16 protein-coding genes are annotated in these 16,692 nt (G+C 76.1%); 10 read left to right on the top strand and 6 right to left on the bottom strand.

Translation table 11 applies throughout. The features are described 5' to 3' along the window. Positions 1-166: 166 nt before the first annotated feature. Together ACU4ZT_RS10070 and ACU4ZT_RS10075 are read left to right on the top strand one after the other, a co-directional pair. Entirely contained in the window at positions 167-1,084 is a 918-nt protein-coding gene (locus ACU4ZT_RS10070; protein WP_063072163.1) for an FAD binding domain-containing protein, read from the top strand. Beyond that, positions 1,075-3,966 carry a molybdopterin-dependent oxidoreductase gene (locus ACU4ZT_RS10075; protein ID WP_445337095.1) on the top strand — a complete coding sequence of 964 codons (2,892 nt, stop codon included), beginning with the start codon at positions 1,075-1,077 and terminating at the stop codon, positions 3,964-3,966. The genes ACU4ZT_RS10070 and ACU4ZT_RS10075 overlap by 10 nt, the downstream gene beginning before the upstream one ends. 34 nt (positions 3,967-4,000) lie before the next feature. Here ACU4ZT_RS10075 and ACU4ZT_RS10080 read toward each other — a convergent pair whose 3' ends face one another. Both ACU4ZT_RS10080 and ACU4ZT_RS10085 read right to left on the bottom strand, forming a co-directional pair. Continuing rightward, positions 4,001-5,305: an APC family permease gene (locus tag ACU4ZT_RS10080; protein WP_445337096.1), complete on the bottom strand. Its 1,305-nt coding sequence runs from the start codon at positions 5,303-5,305 to the stop codon at positions 4,001-4,003. Next, positions 5,302-6,408: an XdhC family protein gene (locus ACU4ZT_RS10085; protein ID WP_445337097.1), complete on the bottom strand. Its 1,107-nt coding sequence runs from the start codon at positions 6,406-6,408 to the stop codon at positions 5,302-5,304. The genes ACU4ZT_RS10080 and ACU4ZT_RS10085 overlap by 4 nt, the downstream gene beginning before the upstream one ends. A 196-nt stretch (positions 6,409-6,604) precedes the next feature. Between ACU4ZT_RS10085 and ACU4ZT_RS10090 the strand changes: the two genes are divergently transcribed. From ACU4ZT_RS10090 to ACU4ZT_RS10115, 6 genes are all read left to right on the top strand, one after another. Continuing rightward, positions 6,605-7,225, top strand: a complete 621-nt coding sequence (locus ACU4ZT_RS10090; RefSeq protein ID WP_063072167.1) for a hypothetical protein — start codon at positions 6,605-6,607, stop codon at positions 7,223-7,225. Between the two features lie 36 nt (positions 7,226-7,261). Continuing rightward, on the top strand, positions 7,262-7,867 hold the full coding sequence (locus tag ACU4ZT_RS10095; protein ID WP_131798131.1) for a hypothetical protein: 606 nt from the start codon (positions 7,262-7,264) through the stop codon (positions 7,865-7,867). A 178-nt stretch (positions 7,868-8,045) separates the two neighbouring features. After that, on the top strand, positions 8,046-8,681 hold the full coding sequence (locus tag ACU4ZT_RS10100; protein ID WP_063072169.1) for a hypothetical protein: 636 nt from the start codon (positions 8,046-8,048) through the stop codon (positions 8,679-8,681). Continuing rightward, complete coding sequence (locus ACU4ZT_RS10105; protein WP_445337098.1) at positions 8,678-8,986, top strand: hypothetical protein; 309 nt, start codon at positions 8,678-8,680, stop codon at positions 8,984-8,986. Before ACU4ZT_RS10100 ends, ACU4ZT_RS10105 begins: the two co-directional genes overlap by 4 nt. Positions 8,987-9,106: 120 nt before the next feature. Beyond that, positions 9,107-9,313 carry a hypothetical protein gene (locus ACU4ZT_RS10110; RefSeq protein WP_445337099.1) on the top strand — a complete coding sequence of 69 codons (207 nt, stop codon included), beginning with the start codon at positions 9,107-9,109 and terminating at the stop codon, positions 9,311-9,313. A gap of 199 nt (positions 9,314-9,512) precedes the next feature. Next, positions 9,513-10,967 carry an amidohydrolase family protein gene (locus tag ACU4ZT_RS10115; RefSeq protein WP_445337100.1) on the top strand — a complete coding sequence of 485 codons (1,455 nt, stop codon included), beginning with the start codon at positions 9,513-9,515 and terminating at the stop codon, positions 10,965-10,967. A 36-nt stretch (positions 10,968-11,003) separates the two neighbouring features. On the opposite strand, the gene ACU4ZT_RS10120 is transcribed toward ACU4ZT_RS10115, so the two are convergent. Further along, positions 11,004-11,792: a phosphatase PAP2 family protein gene (locus ACU4ZT_RS10120; protein WP_270981677.1), complete on the bottom strand. Its 789-nt coding sequence runs from the start codon at positions 11,790-11,792 to the stop codon at positions 11,004-11,006. Further along, on the bottom strand, positions 11,789-12,157 hold the full coding sequence (locus tag ACU4ZT_RS10125) for a hypothetical protein (RefSeq protein WP_445337101.1): 369 nt from the start codon (positions 12,155-12,157) through the stop codon (positions 11,789-11,791). Before ACU4ZT_RS10125 ends, ACU4ZT_RS10120 begins: the two co-directional genes overlap by 4 nt. 90 nt (positions 12,158-12,247) lie before the next feature. On the opposite strand from ACU4ZT_RS10125, the gene ACU4ZT_RS10130 reads away from it, so the two are divergent. Continuing rightward, entirely contained in the window at positions 12,248-12,877 is a 630-nt protein-coding gene (locus ACU4ZT_RS10130) for a nucleotidyltransferase family protein (protein WP_414747847.1), read from the top strand. A gap of 143 nt (positions 12,878-13,020) precedes the next feature. Next, a complete protein-coding gene (locus tag ACU4ZT_RS10135; protein ID WP_445337102.1) occupies positions 13,021-14,292 on the top strand; it encodes an LCP family protein in 1,272 nt (423 codons plus the stop codon). Between the two features lie 22 nt (positions 14,293-14,314). On the opposite strand, the gene ACU4ZT_RS10140 is transcribed toward ACU4ZT_RS10135, so the two are convergent. Further along, positions 14,315-14,848 (bottom strand): iron-sulfur cluster assembly scaffold protein, encoded by a 534-nt coding sequence (locus ACU4ZT_RS10140; protein ID WP_414763454.1) that lies wholly within the window; start codon positions 14,846-14,848, stop codon positions 14,315-14,317. Next, on the bottom strand, positions 14,845-16,656 hold the full coding sequence (locus tag ACU4ZT_RS10145; RefSeq protein WP_445337103.1) for a gamma-glutamyltransferase family protein: 1,812 nt from the start codon (positions 16,654-16,656) through the stop codon (positions 14,845-14,847). Before ACU4ZT_RS10145 ends, ACU4ZT_RS10140 begins: the two co-directional genes overlap by 4 nt. Positions 16,657-16,692: the final 36 nt, after the last annotated feature.

Here is a 16,692-nt window from a genome sequence, read left to right on the forward strand (position 1 = left end):
TCCCCGGGGTCGGTGCGAGCGTGGCAGCCCGGTCCGGCGGCGGCAAGTCGGGGCGCCGGTTCGGGGGCGCGGCCCGGCGGATGCGAGGATCGCTGTCACACGCCCGACGCACGACCGCCCTCCGACGAGGACGCGGCCGCCGACCGGGACGCCCGGGAGGAGACCCATGGACCAGCCGACCGTCCGCTCCGTCCTCCCCGCCCGCACGCGGGACGACCTCGCCGCGCTCGGCCCGGCCGTCGCGGCGCTCGCCGGCGGGTCCGGGATCTTCGCGGAGCCGCATCCGCACCTCACCGGCCTCGTTGACCTGCAGACGCTCGGCTGGGAGCCGCTCCTCGTGACGGACGCGGGGCTCGAGATCGCCGCGACCTGCACCATCGCGCAGGTCGCCGGCATCGCGCCGCGCGACGGCTGGCACGCGCACCCCCTCTTCTTCCAGGCGTGCACGGCGCTGTTCGGGTCCACGGAGATCTGGCGCGTCGCGACCGTGGGCGGCAACATCTGCTCGGCCCTGCCCGCGGGGCCGATGACCGCGCTCGCCGCCGCCCTCGACGCCGAGGCGCTCGTCTGGCGCGCCGCCGCGGACGGCTCCCCCGCGCACGACGAGCGGATGCCCGTGGGCGCGCTCGTGACGGGCGACCGCACGACGGCGCTGCGTCCGGGCGACGTGCTGCGCTCGATCCACGTGCCCGCCGCGTCGCTCCGGGCGCGCACGGCGTTCCGGAAGATCGCGCTGTCGCCCATCGGCCGCTCCGGGGCGGTCGTGATCGGCCGGCTCGACGAGGACGGCGCGTTCACGCTCGCGGTGACGGGCGCGACGCTCCGGCCCGAGGTGCTGCGCTACGGATCCCTGCCCGCGGGCGACGCGCTCGCGGACGACGTGCGGGCGATCGGATCCTGGTTCACCGACGCGCACGGCGCGGCCGACTGGCGCCGGGCCGTGAGCGCGCTGCTCGCGGAGGAGATCCGCGCCGAGCTGGCGGGCGACGCGGCGGGATCCGGCGACGGCCCGCCCTCCGGCGAGCGCGGCACCCCGCTCGTCGCCGCGGCCACGACGACGGCGGGAGCGCGCGCATGGGCATGACCGTGGACGGCCGCGAGGTCCCCGGCGAGCCCGCTCCCGGGCAGAGCCTCCGCACCTGGCTGCGCGAGCACGAGGTGTTCAGCGTGAAGAAGGGCTGCGACTCCGGCGACTGCGGCGCCTGCACGGTGCTCGTCGACGGGGACGCCGTGCACTCGTGCATCCTCCCCGCGTTCCGGGCCGCGGGCCGCGAGGTCACGACGGCGGCGGGGCTCGGGACGCCGGGCGACCTGCATCCGGTGCAGCGGGCCTTCGTCGAGGCGGCCGGGTTCCAGTGCGGGTTCTGCACGCCCGGCATGGTGGTGACCGCGTCGACCCTGGAGCCGGGCGCGCTCGACGACCTCCCGCGGCTGATGAAGAGCAGCCTGTGCCGCTGCACGGGGTACCGGGCGATCGACGAGGCGATCCGCGGGGCGCATGCGCACGACGGCGACGGCCCGCACGAGCACGAGCACGGGGCCGGCTGCGGCGGGCGGCCCGCGGGACTCGGCCCCGTGCGGGCGACCCGATCGGCGCGGCCGACCGGATCCACCGCCGAGGCCGTCGCCCGCGAGGCCGAGCGCGCGCAGACCGGCCGCGTCGGCACGTCCCTGCGCGCCCCCGCGAGCGAGCGCGTCGTGAGCGGGCTCGAGCCGTACACGCTCGACGTCGCCGTCCCCGGCCTCCTGCACGCGAGCCTCGTGCGGAGCCCCCACCCGCACGCGCGCATCCGCTCCATCGACGCCACCGAGGCCCTCGCGCTGCCCGGCGTGCACGCCGTGCTCACCCACGAGGACTCGCCCGCGACGCTCTACTCGTCCGCCCGGCACGAGGACCGCTTCGACGACCCCGACGACAGCCGCGTGTTCGACGACGTCGTGCGGTTCCGCGGGCAGCGCGTCGCCGCCGTGATCGCGGACTCGGTCGGGATCGCCGAGGCCGCAGTGCGCCTGGTGCGGGTGGACTACGAGCCGCTGCCGCACGTGCTCGACCCCGACCTCGCCCGGCGGCCCGGCGCCCCGCTGGTGCACGGCGACAAGGACCCGGCCGTCTCCCGCATCGCGGACCCGGGGCGGAACGTCGTCGCGGAGATGCACGGCGAGCACGGCGACGTGGCGGCCGGGCTCGACCGGGCCGACGAGGTCGTCTCCGGCACCTGGTCGACGCAGCGCGTCGCGCACACGCACCTCGAGACGCACGCGACGGTCGGGTGGATGGAGGAGGGCCGCCTCGTCCTCCGCACCAGCTCGCAGGTCCCGTTCCTCGTGCAGCGCGAGATCTGCCGGCTGTTCGAGCTGGAGCCGGAGCGCGTGCGCGTGTTCACGGCGCGCGTCGGCGGCGGGTTCGGCGGCAAGCAGGAGATCCTCACCGAGGACGTCGTGGCGCTCGCCGTGCTGGCGACCGGCCGCCCGGTGCAGCTCGAGTTCACGCGCTCCGACGAGTTCACCCTCTCGCCCGCCCGGCACCCCATGCGCGTGGGCGTCACGGTCGGCGCGACCTCCGACGGCGTGCTCACGGCGCTCGCGGTCGACGTGCTCAGCGACACGGGCGCGTACGGCAACCACGGGCCGGGCGTCATGTTCCACGGCTGCAACGAGTCGATCACCCTCTACCGCTCGCCGGCCAAGCGGGTGGACGCGCAGAGCGTCTACACGAACAACCTCCCGTCGGGCGCGTTCCGCGGCTACGGCCTCGGGCAGGTGATCTTCGCGATCGAGTCCGCGCTCGACGAGCTCGCCCGGCGCCTCGGCATCTCGGGCTTCGAGATCCGGCGGCGGAACGCGGTCGTGCCGGGCGACCCGCTGATCATCACGCACGCCGAGGGCCCCGACCTCGGCTTCGGCGGCAGCTACGGGCTCGACCAGTGCCTCGACCTCGCCGAGGCGGCGCTCCGCGACGGCGGCGGGGATCCGGTGCCGACGGGCGACCGCTGGCTCGTGGGCGAGGGCATGGCCGCCGCGATGATCGCGACCATGCCGCCGCGCGGGCACTTCGCCGACGTCACGGTCGCGCTGGCGGCGGACGGAGCGGTGACCGTGTCCGTGGGCACGGCCGAGTTCGGCAACGGCACCACGACCGTGCACGCGCAGCTCGCCGCGACCGCGCTGGGGACGACGCCCGACCGGATCCGCATCCGGCAGTCCGACACCGACGTCACACGCTACGACACGGGCGCGTTCGGGTCCGCGGGCACGGTCGTCGCCGGGAAGGCCGTGCACCGGGCCGCGACCGCGCTCGCCGACCTGCTGCGGGAGGCCGCCTCGGCGCGCACGGGGATCCCCGGCACCGCCTTCGCGCTCACGCCCGACGCGCTCGTGGCGGGCGCCGTCGCGGTCCGCGTCGCCGACCTGGTGGGCCCCGACGGCCTCGCGGCCGAGGCGCACGAGGACGGCGCGCTGCGGTCGCTCGCGTTCAACGTGCACGCGTTCCGGGTGGCGGTGGATCCGGCGACCGGCGAGGTGCGCATCCTCCGGTCCGTGCAGGCCGTGGACGCGGGCACCGTCATCAACCCGGCGCAGCTGCGCGGCCAGGTCGAGGGCGGCACGGCGCAGGCGCTCGGCACCGCGATGTTCGAGGAGGTCGTGCACGACGGCGAGGGGCGGATCCTCACCGATGTGCTGCGGAACTACCACATCCCCCAGCTCGCCGACCTGCCCCGGACCGAGGTGCTGTTCGCCGACACGCACGACGAGCTCGGGCCGCTCGGCGCGAAGTCGATGAGCGAGGCGCCCTACAACCCGGTCGCGCCGGCGCTCGCGAACGCGGTGCGGGACGCCATCGGGATCCGGCCGTACGACCTGCCGATGTCGCGCGACCGCGTGTGGCGGCTCCTTCACGGCGGCGGCCCGCAGCCCGCGTTCGACAGCCCGACGACGCTCGGGGAGCGCGGGACGCGGGAGTCCTGATCCTGAAGCGCCAGCGGCGGGCGGGCGCGGCGGGTCAGGCCACGGACCGCGCGCGTCGACGCTGGGCGAGCACGACCGCCCGGCCGACGACGCCCACCGCCAGCACCCCGATCCCCGCCGCGATCGACGACACGGGCAGCGTCGCCACCAGCACCAGACAGCCCGCGACGCCGAGCACCTGCATCGCCCGCGGGTAGCGCCGATCGACCCGCCCCTGCGTGAAGGCGGCCGCGTTGGCGACCACGTAGTACAGCAGCACGCCGAAGGACGAGAAGCCGACGACGCCGCGGAGGTCCACCGTGAGCACGAGCGCGACGACGACCACGGCCACCGCGATCTCCGCCCGCTGCGGCACCCGGTACCGCGGGTGCACGACGGCCAGCGCGCGCGGCAGGTCGCCCTCGCGGGCCATCGCGAGCGACGTGCGCCCGATCCCGGCGAGGAGCGCGAGCAGGGCGCCGAGGCACGCCGCGGCCGCGCCGATCCCGACGACGGGGACCGCCCACGTCCACCCCGCGGCGCGCACCACGTCGGCGAGCGGCGCGGTGGATCCGGCGAGCCGCGCCTGCCCGAGCACCCCGAGGAGCGTCACGGCGACGAGCGCGTAGACGACGAGCGCGCCGCTGAGCGCGAGGAGGATCGCGCGCGGGATGGTGCGGGCGGGATCCCGCACCTCCTCCCCCATGGTCGCTATGCGCGCGTATCCCGCGAAGGCGAAGAACAGGAGGCCGGCGGATTGGAGGACGCCGTAGGGGGTCGTGTCGACGACGCCCGCGATCGCGCCGACGCCGGGTCCCGCGGCACCCGCCCCGCCCGTGACGGGGCCCGCGACCAGAACGAGGGCGATCACCGCGAGGACCACCGCGATGATCACGCGGGCGAGCCGCGCCGTGCGGGTCACGCCGAGGCAGCCGACGACCGCGAGCGCGGCCACGGCGAGCGCCGCGACGGGCCGCTGCCACACCGCGGGCACGGCGTAGGCGGCGAAGGTCAGGGCCATGGCCGCGCAGCTCGCGGTCTTGCCGATCACGAACGACCAGCCCGCGAGGAAGCCCGGCCACTCCCCCAGGCGCTCGCGGCCGTAGAGGTACGAGCCCCCGGACGACGGGTAGCGGGCGGCGAGCTGCGCCGACGCGGTGGCGTTGCAGAACGCGACGACGGCGGCGATGGCGAGTCCGAGCAGGAGGCCGCCGCCAGCCGCGCGGGCCGCCGCGGGCATGACGGCGAAGATCCCGGCGCCGATCATCGCGCCGAGGCCGAGCACGGTGGCGTCGACGAGCCCGAGGCGCCGGGCGAGGCCGGGCTGGGCGGGTGGCGCGGACCCGGCGGCGGCGGTCATGCGGTCTCCCCGTGGATCGGCCCGGTCGTGGTCGTGAGCGGCGCCCCCGCGGTGCCCGCGCGCGCCGCGAGCACCTCCGCGAGGATCGAGACGGCCGTCTCCTCGGGCGTCGACGCGCCGATGTCGAGGCCGATGGGCGACCGCAGCCGCGCGAGCTCCTCCGCGCCGAGGCCCTCCTCCACGAGCAGCGCACGGCGGCGCACGTCGGTGACGCGGGATCCCATCGCCCCCACGAACGCGACCGGCAGGCGGAGCGCCGCGACCAGCAGCGGCACGTCGAAGCGGTCGTCGTGGGTGAGCACGCAGATCACGGTGCGGGCGTCGACCTCGGTGCGCGCCAGGTACTCGTCCGGCCACTCGGCCACGACCTCGTGCGCCGACGGGAAGCGGGCGCGGGTCGCGAAGGCGGGGCGGGCGTCGCACACCGTGACCCGGTAGCCGAGCAGCGCGGCCGCGTCCGCGAGGGCGGCCGAGAAGTCGACGGCGCCGAACACGAGCATCCGGGGCGGGGGCGCAGCCACCACGTGGAGGACGCGCCGCGGGCCGTCGGCGCAGGCGACCTCCGCGGTGCCGGAGCGGCCGGCGGCGAGGCGGGCGGCGAGCCCGGCGCGGATCCGGCGGGCGGGCTCGGATCCGACGGCCACGTCGACGGCGGGGTCGGGGGCGGCCGTGATCCACGTGCCGAGGGCGGGGCCGTCGAGCAAGAGCGCGAGCGACGCCGCACGACCGGCGCGCGCGTCCTCGAGCGCGGCCCGCACCGGAGCCGGGACCGGCGACCGCGGGTCGCCCGCGGGGTCGAGCGCGACGACGACCACGCCGATCCGCCCGCCGCACGTGAGGCCGACCTGGAACGCGTCGTCGTCGCTGACCCCGAACGCGGTGAGCCGGGGCACGCCGTCCGCGAGCACCGCCTCCGCCACCTCCACGACCGCGCCCTCGACGCAGCCGCCGGAGATGGATCCGATGACCCGGCCGGTGTCGTCGACCGCCATCGCGGTCCCGGCCGTGCGCGGCGCGCTGCCGAGCACGTCGGTGACGCACGCGACGGCGAGACGCCGTCCGTCGGCGAGGGCGTCGAGCACCTCGGCGGCGATCTCGAGCACGGCACCTCCCGGGTGGCGGGGCTGAGGGGCGGACGGGACTGGGGAGCGGACGGGATCTGAGGAGCGGACGGACGACGGGAGCGGATGCCCGCGGCCGCACCCAGCCTCCCACGCGCCGGTGGAGGGATCGCGTCCCCGCCGCGCGCAGCGCGCTACCGTGACGCGATCACCCGCCCGCTCGTCCGGAGGAAGCCCCGTGTCCGATGCCCCCCGCCCGTCCGACACCCGTCAGGGCCACGCCCGACCCAGCTTCGGCCTCTGGTTGGAGACCGCGCCGGCGGGCGTGCTGACGGCCGCCTTCATCCCCGTCTTCTTCCTCATCGCCGGGGGCTGCCGCCTCGCCTTCGCGCGCCCCCTCCCCTTCGTGCCGGACGGTCCGCTCGGCCTGATCGTCCTCGCGGCCATCAGCATCGCGGCCGCCTCCACTGTCCCGAAGGCGCGGGACGCGCAGCAGCGGGCGCGACCCGGTGGCCGCATCACCGTGGACGTCTGGCGCGCCGTCTCCAACAGCCGCCTGCCGGACGACGCGGACCCCGCGGTGTGGCGCTCCCCCGTGGAGCAGTACGCGGCCGCCTTCCGCACCGGGCAGGAGAACCTCCCGAAGGCCCTCCTCGGCCTCGTGATCCTCGTCCTCGTCGGCTTCTTCATCCAGTTCGTCCCGTCCCCCCACGGGACGGCAGGCTGGTGCGCCCTCGTCATCGCGGTCGTGCTCGGGATCGCGATCCTCGTCCGACGGCGCCAGCTGCCGCCGCGCATCGACGCGGTCCTCGCGCAGCTCGCGGAGCTCGAGGCGCGCCGCGCGGACCCGCTCGACTGATCCGACGCCCGCCGCCCCACCCCCGAAGGACTCCCCGTGCCCGAAGCCCCTCATCCGCCCGTGCGCGGTCGTCTCGTCCGCCGCAGCTTCGGCCTCTGGTTCGAGACCGCGCCCCGCGGAGCGCTGATCGCCGTCGGCATCCCGTCGTGCTTCGTCCTCGTCGAGGGCATCCGCATCACCTCAGGGAGACCCCTGCCCATCGTCCCTGCCGGGACGCTCGGACTCGTGTGCGTGGCCGCGTTCAGCGTCGCCATCGGCGTCCTCTTCGGACTGGTGCGCGACTGGCAGCAGGAATATCGACCGATCGGGAGGATCACCGTCGACGTGTGGAAGGCCGTGTCCACCGGCCGACTGCCGGACGACGCGGATCCCGCGGCCTGGCGGCCCGCGGTGGAGTGGTACGCGTCGGAGTTCGGCCGCGCGAACGCGAGTCCCGCGAAGCTCATCGGCGCCCTCGCCATCTTCCCGATCGGCGGCCTCCTCGCCTTCCCGCACGCCTCGTTCGGCTGGATCCTGCTGGCCGTGGCCGTCTGGCTCGGCATCGTGATCCTCCTCAAGCACCGCCGCGTGCCGCGGCGCCTCGACGCGCTGTTCGCGCAGCTCGCAGAGCGCGAGGCGCGTCGCGCGGACTCCATCGACTGATCCCCGTTCGTCCGCCGGGCTCTGAGGCCTCGGACGATCGGCTTTCACGCACTGCGACGGGCCGGCAGCGTACCGGCATCCTCGCCGCGCGGGCCCTCGTCGATAGGGTGGGAGCGGATGTCGGGGGGTCTCCCTCGATGCCGTGCGCGCATCCGCCGCGCAGGACGAGGAGGTTCCCATGACCCCGACCGCACCCGCGCAGCCCGAGCCGTTCTTCCGCCGACTCCGACGGGCCTGGTACCACGCCCCGTTCCTCCTGCGGGCGTTCGCGTTCGCGCTCCTGGTGTACGCGTGGCTGTGGGTCATCGACCTCGACCAGCCGCCCCAGGAGGCGGGCAGCGGGATCGTCCGGGCCGTCGTGGCCATCGTCGCCGGGCTGGCCGTGGCGGGCGCGCGTCTCGTCACCCGCCTGTACCACCCCGGGGCGCCCACGCCGGTCGAGGTGTCGGAGGCCGCGGAGGACGGCGAGCTGCCGCAGGGAGCGGATCGGGTCGCGTGGCAGGGCGCGCTCGACCGCCGTCGTCGTGAGATCCGCCAGGAGGCGTGGGCCCTCCTGCCCGTCGGCCTGCTCCTCCTGGTCGGCCTCGCCTTCCTGCCGCAGCGCGCGGGCAGCAGCCTGCCCCTCGGGATCGTCGTGCTCCTCGCGGTGTTCGTCCCCTACGCCACCTGGCTGTTCGTGTCGCGCCCGCGTCGCCGCGACAGCGTCGACGCCCTGCTCATCCCGCTGCAGGAGCAGTCGCGCCGAGACGACGAGGAGCGCGCCGGCTGGGCACCGCCCGCACCCGACGACCGGATTCCCCCGGCTGCTGGATGAGCTCGTCACGCTGCCGCGCGAACCGCGCGCCCGACCGGCGCACGACCGTGACCGGCCCGACGTCCTCCGCGCACGACCGGCTCCGGCGCGCCCGCCGCCGGGTCGCCGACGCCCCCGCGATCGTCCCCGGGATGGGCGTCGCCGTGGCCTTCGCCGTGGTCATGACCTGCTCGCGGGTCGCGTTCGGCCGCGAGGCGAGCGTCGAGCGGTTCCTCGCGACCCTCACCGTCGGCGCGTTCGCCGGCCTCGTCCTCACGTTCGTCATCGCTCGCCGACGCCGCGCGGCACCCTCCCGCATGAGGTAGATCGACGTCTCCGAGGCGATCGACGACGGCCGCCTGCCCGCCGGCGCCAACGCGGACTCCTGGCGGTGGCTGCTGCTCCGCCGACGCGAGGTCCACGACCAGCTCGGTGGACCGTGGGCGGTGCTGGTCGCGGCGGTCCTCCTCGTCGGCACCGTCGCCGTGGGCGCGCTCGGCGGATCGCCCCTCGCGTGGACGCTCCCGGCCGTGATCGCCGTCGCGGTGGCGGGCATGGCCGCGATCCGACGCCGCCGGCTCGCGCGCATCGACGCCCTCCTCCAGCCGCTGCTCGACGGCGACGCGGACCCGTCCTCGCCGAACGGGCCGTGACGACGTCCGCCCGCCCGACGCGGCGGCCAAGGGTCACCGCTTCCTGAGCGCCGGCGAGCCCTCCGGCGTGTCGGGGCGCGCGGCCCGTCCTTCGGCCGAGCATCGACCGGGCGCCCGATCCCGCCCGACGCGCACGCACCGTGCCCGCGGGATCCCGCCTCCCTGCACCGCCGCGCACCAGCCGAGCGAACGGATCCGCATGAGCGACCACCGGACCACCAGCACCCCCGCGCCTCCCGCCTCCCCGGGTCGCCGCGCCGTCCACCGCGGCCACGTCCTCCACATCACGGGATCCCCGCTCGTGCAGGACGCCCGCCGTCACCTCGTGTCCGTCCCCGACGGCGCGCTCGCGGTCGACGACGCCGGCCGGATCGCCTGGGTCGGCCCGTTCCGCGATCTCCCCGGCGCCTTCGCCGACGCCCCCGTGCACGGCGACGCGTCCGACTTCCTGCTCCCCGGCTTCGTCGACGCGCACGTGCACTTCCCGCAGACCTACACGACGAGCGCGCACGGCGGCGGCCAGCTCCTCGAGTGGCTCGACTCCTGCGTGTTCCCCTCCGAGGCGCGCCTCGAGGACGAGGGCTTCGCGCGCATGATCGCGCACGACTTCACCCGGCGCCGGATCATGGCGGGCACGACGAGCGCGTTGGTCTTCGGCTCCGCGTTCCCGCACGCGCAGGACGCCCTGTTCGAGGCCTCCCGGGACGCGGGCCTGCGGCTCGTGAGCGGTCGCGGGATCCAGACGGTCGGCTCCGGCCCCGCCACCCCGCTCCTCACCTCGGAGGAGGACGCGATCGCGCTGTCGTGTGCCGAGATCGACCGCTGGCACGCCGTCGACACGGGCGACGCGACGACGGCGACGCTCCAGGTCGCGATCGTGCCGCGCTTCAGCCTCTCGGTCACGCCGACGACGCTCCGCGGCCTCGGCGAGCTGTACGACGTGGCGCGCGGCGAGGGCGTGCACTTCCACTCGCACCTCAACGAGAACGACCGGCCCGGCACGGGCGAGATCGCCGCCGTCCGGCAGGTCTACGGCACCGAGACCTACCTCGACACCTACGACGGTCTCTTCCTGCCCGGGTCGGAGCGGGGCGGATCCAGCCTCCTCGGCCGGCGCAGCGTGTTCGCCCACGCGGTGCACTGCCAGGACTCCGAGCTCGCGCGCCTCGCGGAGACGGGCAGCAGCATCGCGCACTGCCCGACGTCGCAGCAGTTCCTCGGCTCCGGCACCATGCCGTGGCGGCGCACGATCGCGTCGGGCGTCAACGTGGCGATCGGATCCGACGTGGGCGCCGGCGACGAGTGGCTCGTCTCGCGCGTGCTCAACGACGCGTTCAAGGTGCACCTCTCGGAGCCCGGCGACGCGGGCGTGGAGATCGACGCCGCCGAGCTCCTCTTCACCGGAACGCTCGCGGGCGCTCGCGCCCTCGACATGGAGGAGCGCTACGGCAACCTCGACGTGGGCAAGGACGCCGACTTCCTCCGCGTCACGCCGGACCGCTGGGAGCCGCTCGCGCGGACGCTCGAGCACGGGATCCGCGCGGACGACGACGCCCGCGCCACCGACCAGATCCTGTTCACCCTGCTGATGGGGCTCCGCGAGCCGGCCATCGCGGGCGTGTTCGTGCAGGGGCGGCGGGTGTCGGCGGGCTGACGGCGCTCAGCCGGGGCACGGCCGGCGCACGGCCGGTCAGCCGCGGCCGGCGTCGCGCTCGCGTGCCTCCCGCAGCCGCAGTCGCGCGCGGTGCGCCACCACGAGGAGGGCCAGCCACGCGAGCGCGAGCAGCCAGCCGGCGATCACGTCGGTGAGCCAGTGGTGCCCGAGGTAGACCCGGCTGAGGCTCACGGAGGCGGCGAACGCGATGGCCACGACGTAGGTGAGCACGCGCGTCGCCCGCCGCACCTGCCGGAGCACGAGGAGGTACGCGACGATGCCTGCGACCACGCTGGCGTTGAGCGTGTGGCCCGAGGGGAACGACGGCGACGTCTCGTAGGGCGGCACGGCGTCGGCGCGCGGCGGGCGGTCGCGGCCGACGAGCTCCTTGCCGACCTCGGTCATGGCGAGGGATCCGGCGCCCGCGGTGAGGCCGAGCACGACCGGCACCCACTGGCGGCGGCGGACCGCGAGGACCGCGATCACCGCGACGCCCATGATCGGCACGGCGTAGACGCCCGCGGCCTCCGTGAAGACGGTGACGGCCGTGTCGAGCCACGGCGAGCGCGCGCCCATGGCGAGGTGCAGCACGGGCTCGTCGAGGAGGGCGACGCTGTCGTCGTCGATCACCGCGACGTAGAGGCCCGCGAAGAGGCTCGTGGCGGCGGTGATGACGAGCAGGCCGAGGACGAGGACGACGGCGAAGGTGCCGGTCGGGCCGACGCGGGTCGCGACGCCCGTCGCGGTGCGGGCGACGCGCCCCGGCGGCCGGGTGGTGCGCCGACGCGGGGGCACGCGGTCCCCGGTGGCGGCGGGGCGGGTCACCCGTGGACGAGCGCGGAGGACGGCACGCGGTCGCGGCGGCGCGCGGCGGCGGCGATGAGGCCGGCCGTGCCCGCGATGACGCCGATCACGAACGTCGCGACCGCGCCCATGAGGCCCATGAGCACGATCCCGAAGGCGCCGGCGCCCTCGTCGAGCTGTCCGACCCCGTCGCGCGTCGCCCAGGCCGCGAGCACGGCGAGGCCCAGGGCGAGGACCAGCGCGACGATCGTGGTCCCCACGAGATACCAGCCCCAGCCGGCGCCGCGGGCCCGGGCGACGACGAGCACGACGGCCGCGAGGATCACGAGCACCGGCACGCCGAGCGTCAGGGTGAGGGCGAGGGCGAAGGCGGTGTCGGCGTCCATCCGTCGAGCGTAGGCCGCGCGCCCGGGGAGGGCGAGGGACGGCGGGGCCGCGGCGGCGCGGGGCGCGGGGCGCGCTCCTAGCATGGGCGGATGGCGGAGGCGGGATCAGCGGGCGCGACCGACGACCGGCGGCCGGGCACGCGCATCGCGGGCGTCGTGCTCGCCGGCGGCGCCGGCACCCGCTTCGGCGGCCCCAAGGCGCTCGCGACGCATCCCGACGGCACGCCCTGGCTCGCGACCGCGATCCGCGCGCTCGCCCACGCCGGCTGCGACCCCGTGCTCGTCGTGCTCGGGGCGTCGGCGGACGCGGCCGAGGCGCTGCTCGGGACGCGGCCCGAGGCCGCGAGCGCGATCATCGTGCGCGCCGACGACTGGGCCGGCGGCATGTCCGCCTCCCTGCGCGCGGCGCTCCGGGCCGCCACGGCGCTCGATCCGACGCCCGTCGCGCTCGCCGTCGTCCCGGTCGACGTCCCCGACCTCGAGGCGGCCACCGTCCGCCGCGTGCTCGACGCGGCGCCCGTGGATCCGACGACGCTCCGGCAGGCGGTCTTCCGCGGCCGCCCCGGCCATCCCGCCCTGATCGGCCGCGCCCACTGGATGCCGCTCGCTGACGTGCTGCGCGGCGACGCGGGCGCCCGCGCGTACCTCTCCGCGCACGACGCGCGGCTCGTCGAGGCGGCCGACCTCAGCTCGGGCGCGGACGTCGACCGGCGCCCCTGAGCGGCACCCGACCGCCGGGACGATCCGCTCGCCGCCGCACCGCGCGGCGGTACGGTGGCCACGCGCGTCCCGACCCCCGAGCGGTCCGCGCATCCCGCGGCGCCCACGAGCCGCCGCGGGACCGATCCAGCACAGGAGCGACCATGCCCTTCGACGACGAGTTCCCGACCGCCGCGGAGCCCCCCTCCGGCGCGGAACGATCGTCGCGGCCGGGGATCGCGCGACACGGGCGGCTGCGCGCACCGAGCGCCGCGCGGCACGTCGCCCTCGTCCTCACCGCGACCGTCGCCGTGCTCGCGGTCAGCGCCGTGTCCGTCGCGGCGATCGCGGCGTGGGAGCTGAGCCGAACCGTCTCGGCGAACTCCGTCGACATCTCCGACGGCGCCGCCATCCCGCCGGCGCTCGGCGGGCTCGACGGGAGCGCGGACATCCTCCTCGTCGGCAGCGACAGCCGAGACGGACAGGGCGATAGGTACGGCGACCCGAAGGTCGTGGGCACAGGGCGCCTCAACGACGCGAACGTCCTCGTGCACGTCAGCGCCGATCACACGCGGGCGACGGCCATCTCCTTCCCCCGCGACATGCTCGTCGACATCCCCGCCTGCAAGGGCGAGGACGGGAAGCCGGACGTGCCGGGATCGACGCACGTCATGCTCAACACGGCGCTCAGCCGCGGCGGGCTCGGCTGCGTCGTGCGCACCATCAAGAGCATCACGGGGATCGACATCCCCTACGCCGGCGTCGTGCAGTTCAGCGGCGTCGAAGCGGTGTCCGAAGCCGTGGGCGGAGTCCCCGTGTGCCTGGCCAAGCCCATCCACGACAAGGACACGAGCCTCGACCTCCCGGCCGGCATCAACGTCATCCACGGTCACGAAGCTGCCGAGTTCCTGCGGACGCGACACGGCGTCGGCGACGGGAGCGACCTGGACCGCATCAGCAACCAGCAGGTGTTCCTGGGGGCGCTCGTCCGCACGGTGACGAGCAGCGACACCCTGACGAACCCCGCGAAGGTCTATGGGATCGCCCGCGCCGTCGTGGAGAACATGACGCTGTCGACCTCCATGGACAGCGCCACCGCGATCGCGTCGATCGCCCTCACCGTCAAGGGCATCCCCACCGACCGCTTCACGTTCGTGCAGTACCCGAGCGTGCGCCGCACCGACGGCCGGGTCGACCCGGACGCGCAGGCCGGCGCCCAGCTCATCAGCGCGGTCACGTCGGACTCCGACTTCAGCCTCGCGCCCGGCTCCATCGGCGGCGGGGTGCAGGCCCCGAAGTCGACGCCAGCGCCTTCGCCCTCGTCGTCTGCGGGATCCGCGGCCGCCGGTTCCCCGGACGCCGCCGCTCCGGGCACCGTGCTGCCGAAGGACGTGACGGGCCAGACCGCCGCCGAGGAGACGTGCGCGCACGGCTGACCGACGCGCGTCGGGACCCGCCTCAGCGCGCGAGCGCCTCCTCCAGCGCGTGCCACGCGAGCAGCGCGCACGTGCCGCGGAGCGGGTAGCGGCCGGAGTCCGCGAGGGCGAACGCGTCGCCCAGCCGCTCCTCCACGCCGGGCCGGAGCTCGTGGGAGCGGATGAGCGCGCGCAGCTCCACGACGAGGGCCGTCGCCTCCGCGGCCGTCCGCCCCTCGACGAGCTCGGCGAGCATCGACGCGGATGCCTGCGAGACCGTGCAGCCGCGGCCGTGCCAGCGGACCGCGATGCGCTGGGCGGGATCCACGTGCGTACCCGCCGAACCGACCGGGTACGACGGATCCACCGCGAGCACCCGGAGGTCCACGACATCGCCGCACGTCGCGTTGCGCTGCTCCGATGCACCGAGCACGAGGCCCGTCGACGGGGTGGCGGCGTCCGGCTCGGCGACGAACCGCCCCGGCGCAGAGGCGGCCCGCAGCTGGGCGTCGCTGCCGACGCGCCGCCGGGCGTGGTCGGCGATGAGGGCCGAGGCGATCTGCCGGTCGAGCGTCATCGTCCGACCGCGTACCCCTGCGCCCCGCGCGGGTTGGCGGCAGCTCCCAGCAGGCCCGTGGCCGGATCCCGCGTCACGGCCGAGAGCCGCCCGAGCGTCCAGTCCCCCGCGACCTCGACGACGTGCCCGCGGGCCCGCAGGTCGGCGATCACATCGTCGCCTACGCGCCCCTCGACCACGAGGCCGCCGGGCGTCCAGGTGCGCGGCCAGAACGACCCGGGGACGCTCGTCGTGTGGAACGTCGGCGCGTCCACGGCCTGCTGCGGGCTGAAGCCCCCGACGATCGTGCGCAGCAGGTAGGGCAGCTGCCACTGGTCCTGCTGGTCGCCGCCGGGCGAGCCGAGCGCCTCCACGGGCTCGCCGTCGCGCGTGATCAGCGTGGGCGTCAGCGTCGTGCGCGGCCGGCGCCCGGGCACGAGCGACGAGGGTCCGCCGGGCTCGAGCCAGGTCATCTGCAGGCGCGTGCCGAGGCAGAAGCCGAGCGACGGGATGAACGGCGACGACTGGAGCCAGCCGCCGGAGGGCGTGGCCGAGATCATGTTGCCGAAGCGGTCGACGATGTCGAGGTGGCAGGTGTCGCCGCGGGTCTCGCCCGTGCGGGAGACGGTCGGCTCGCCCGTGCCGCCGGCGGACGCGGGCGCGTCGCCCTCGACGACGAGCGGCGGCAGGAACGGCTCCACGCCGTCGATGCGGCCGGGCCGCAGCTCGTGCGACGCCTCGTCCGTGATGAGCGCGCGCCGCTCGGCCGCGTACTCCGCGCTGAGCAGCACGTCGAGGGGCGCGCCGCCCGGCACGGCGTCGCCGTAGTACGCCTCGCGGTCGGCCAGCGCGAGCTTCTGCGCCTCGATGATGCGGTGGATCCCCGCGGCCGTCGCCGGGTCGATCTCCTCGTCCGTGAACCCGTCGAGGATCATGAGCGCCTGCAGCAGCGCCGGCCCCTGGCCCCAGGCGCCCGTCTTCCAGATGCGCACCCCGCGGAAGTCGATGGACACCGCGTCCTCCCACGAGGCGCGCGAGCCGGCGAGGTCCTCGGCCGTGAGGAGTCCGGCGTGGTCGGCGCCCGTGGAGTGCCGGTGCGGATCCTGCACGCTCGCGACCATCTCCCGGGCGACGAAGCCCTCGGCCCAGACCGTGCGGGCCGCCTCGATGCGGTCCTCGCGCGTCGCGCCCGGGCCCGCCGCGGACGACGACTCCGACAGGATCCGCTCCATGGCGGCGGCCCACGCGGGGTTCCGCACGAGGGAGCCGGCCGCGGGCGCCTCGCCGTCGGGCATCCAGAACCCGGCGGAGGCGGACCAGTGCTCGCGGAACAGGTCGGCGACGCCCGCGATGGTGCGGCGCACGCTCTCCAGCATCGGATGCCCGTCCCGCGCGTACCCGATGGCGAACGCCCACGCGTCCGCGAGCTCCCACGTGCCGTGGTCGCGCAGCAGCAGGAGCCACGCGTCGACCGCCGCGGGCACGGCCGCGGCGAGCGCGCCGGCGCCGGGCACGCGGTCGAGGCCCTCCTCCCGGAAGCGCTCGGGCGTCGCGGCGGCGGGCGCGGATCCCTGTCCCATGAGGAGCTTCGGCGCGGCCTCCCCCGCGACCTGCACGACGGCGGTCATGTCGCCGCCGGGGCCATTGAGGTGCGGCTCGACGACGTGCAGCACGAAGGCCGCGGCGACCGCGGCGTCGAACGCGTTGCCGCCGCGCTCCAGCACGGCCTGGCCGGTGCCGGACGCGAGCCAGTGCGTGGAGGCGCTCATGCCGAACGTGCCGCGGAGCGTGGGGCGGGTGGTGAAGGCGTCGGGGGCGCGGAACGTCACTCAGGGTCCTTCCGGTGGGGTGCCCCCAGTGGACCA

The sequence above is a fragment of the Clavibacter davisi genome, assembly GCF_052751415.1.

Coding starts and splice junctions, on each gene's coding strand:
- ACU4ZT_RS10070 (WP_063072163.1), top strand. CDS start 167: ATGGACCAGCCGACCGTCCGCTCCGTCCTCCCCGCCCGCACGCGGGAC.
- ACU4ZT_RS10075 (WP_445337095.1), top strand. CDS start 1,075: ATGGGCATGACCGTGGACGGCCGCGAGGTCCCCGGCGAGCCCGCTCCC.
- ACU4ZT_RS10080 (WP_445337096.1), bottom strand. CDS start 5,305: ATGACCGCCGCCGCCGGGTCCGCGCCACCCGCCCAGCCCGGCCTCGCC.
- ACU4ZT_RS10100 (WP_063072169.1), top strand. CDS start 8,046: ATGACCCCGACCGCACCCGCGCAGCCCGAGCCGTTCTTCCGCCGACTC.
- ACU4ZT_RS10105 (WP_445337098.1), top strand. CDS start 8,678: ATGAGCTCGTCACGCTGCCGCGCGAACCGCGCGCCCGACCGGCGCACG.
- ACU4ZT_RS10115 (WP_445337100.1), top strand. CDS start 9,513: ATGAGCGACCACCGGACCACCAGCACCCCCGCGCCTCCCGCCTCCCCG.
- ACU4ZT_RS10125 (WP_445337101.1), bottom strand. CDS start 12,157: ATGGACGCCGACACCGCCTTCGCCCTCGCCCTCACCCTGACGCTCGGC.
- ACU4ZT_RS10130 (WP_414747847.1), top strand. CDS start 12,248: ATGGCGGAGGCGGGATCAGCGGGCGCGACCGACGACCGGCGGCCGGGC.
- ACU4ZT_RS10135 (WP_445337102.1), top strand. CDS start 13,021: ATGCCCTTCGACGACGAGTTCCCGACCGCCGCGGAGCCCCCCTCCGGC.
- ACU4ZT_RS10140 (WP_414763454.1), bottom strand. CDS start 14,848: ATGACGCTCGACCGGCAGATCGCCTCGGCCCTCATCGCCGACCACGCC.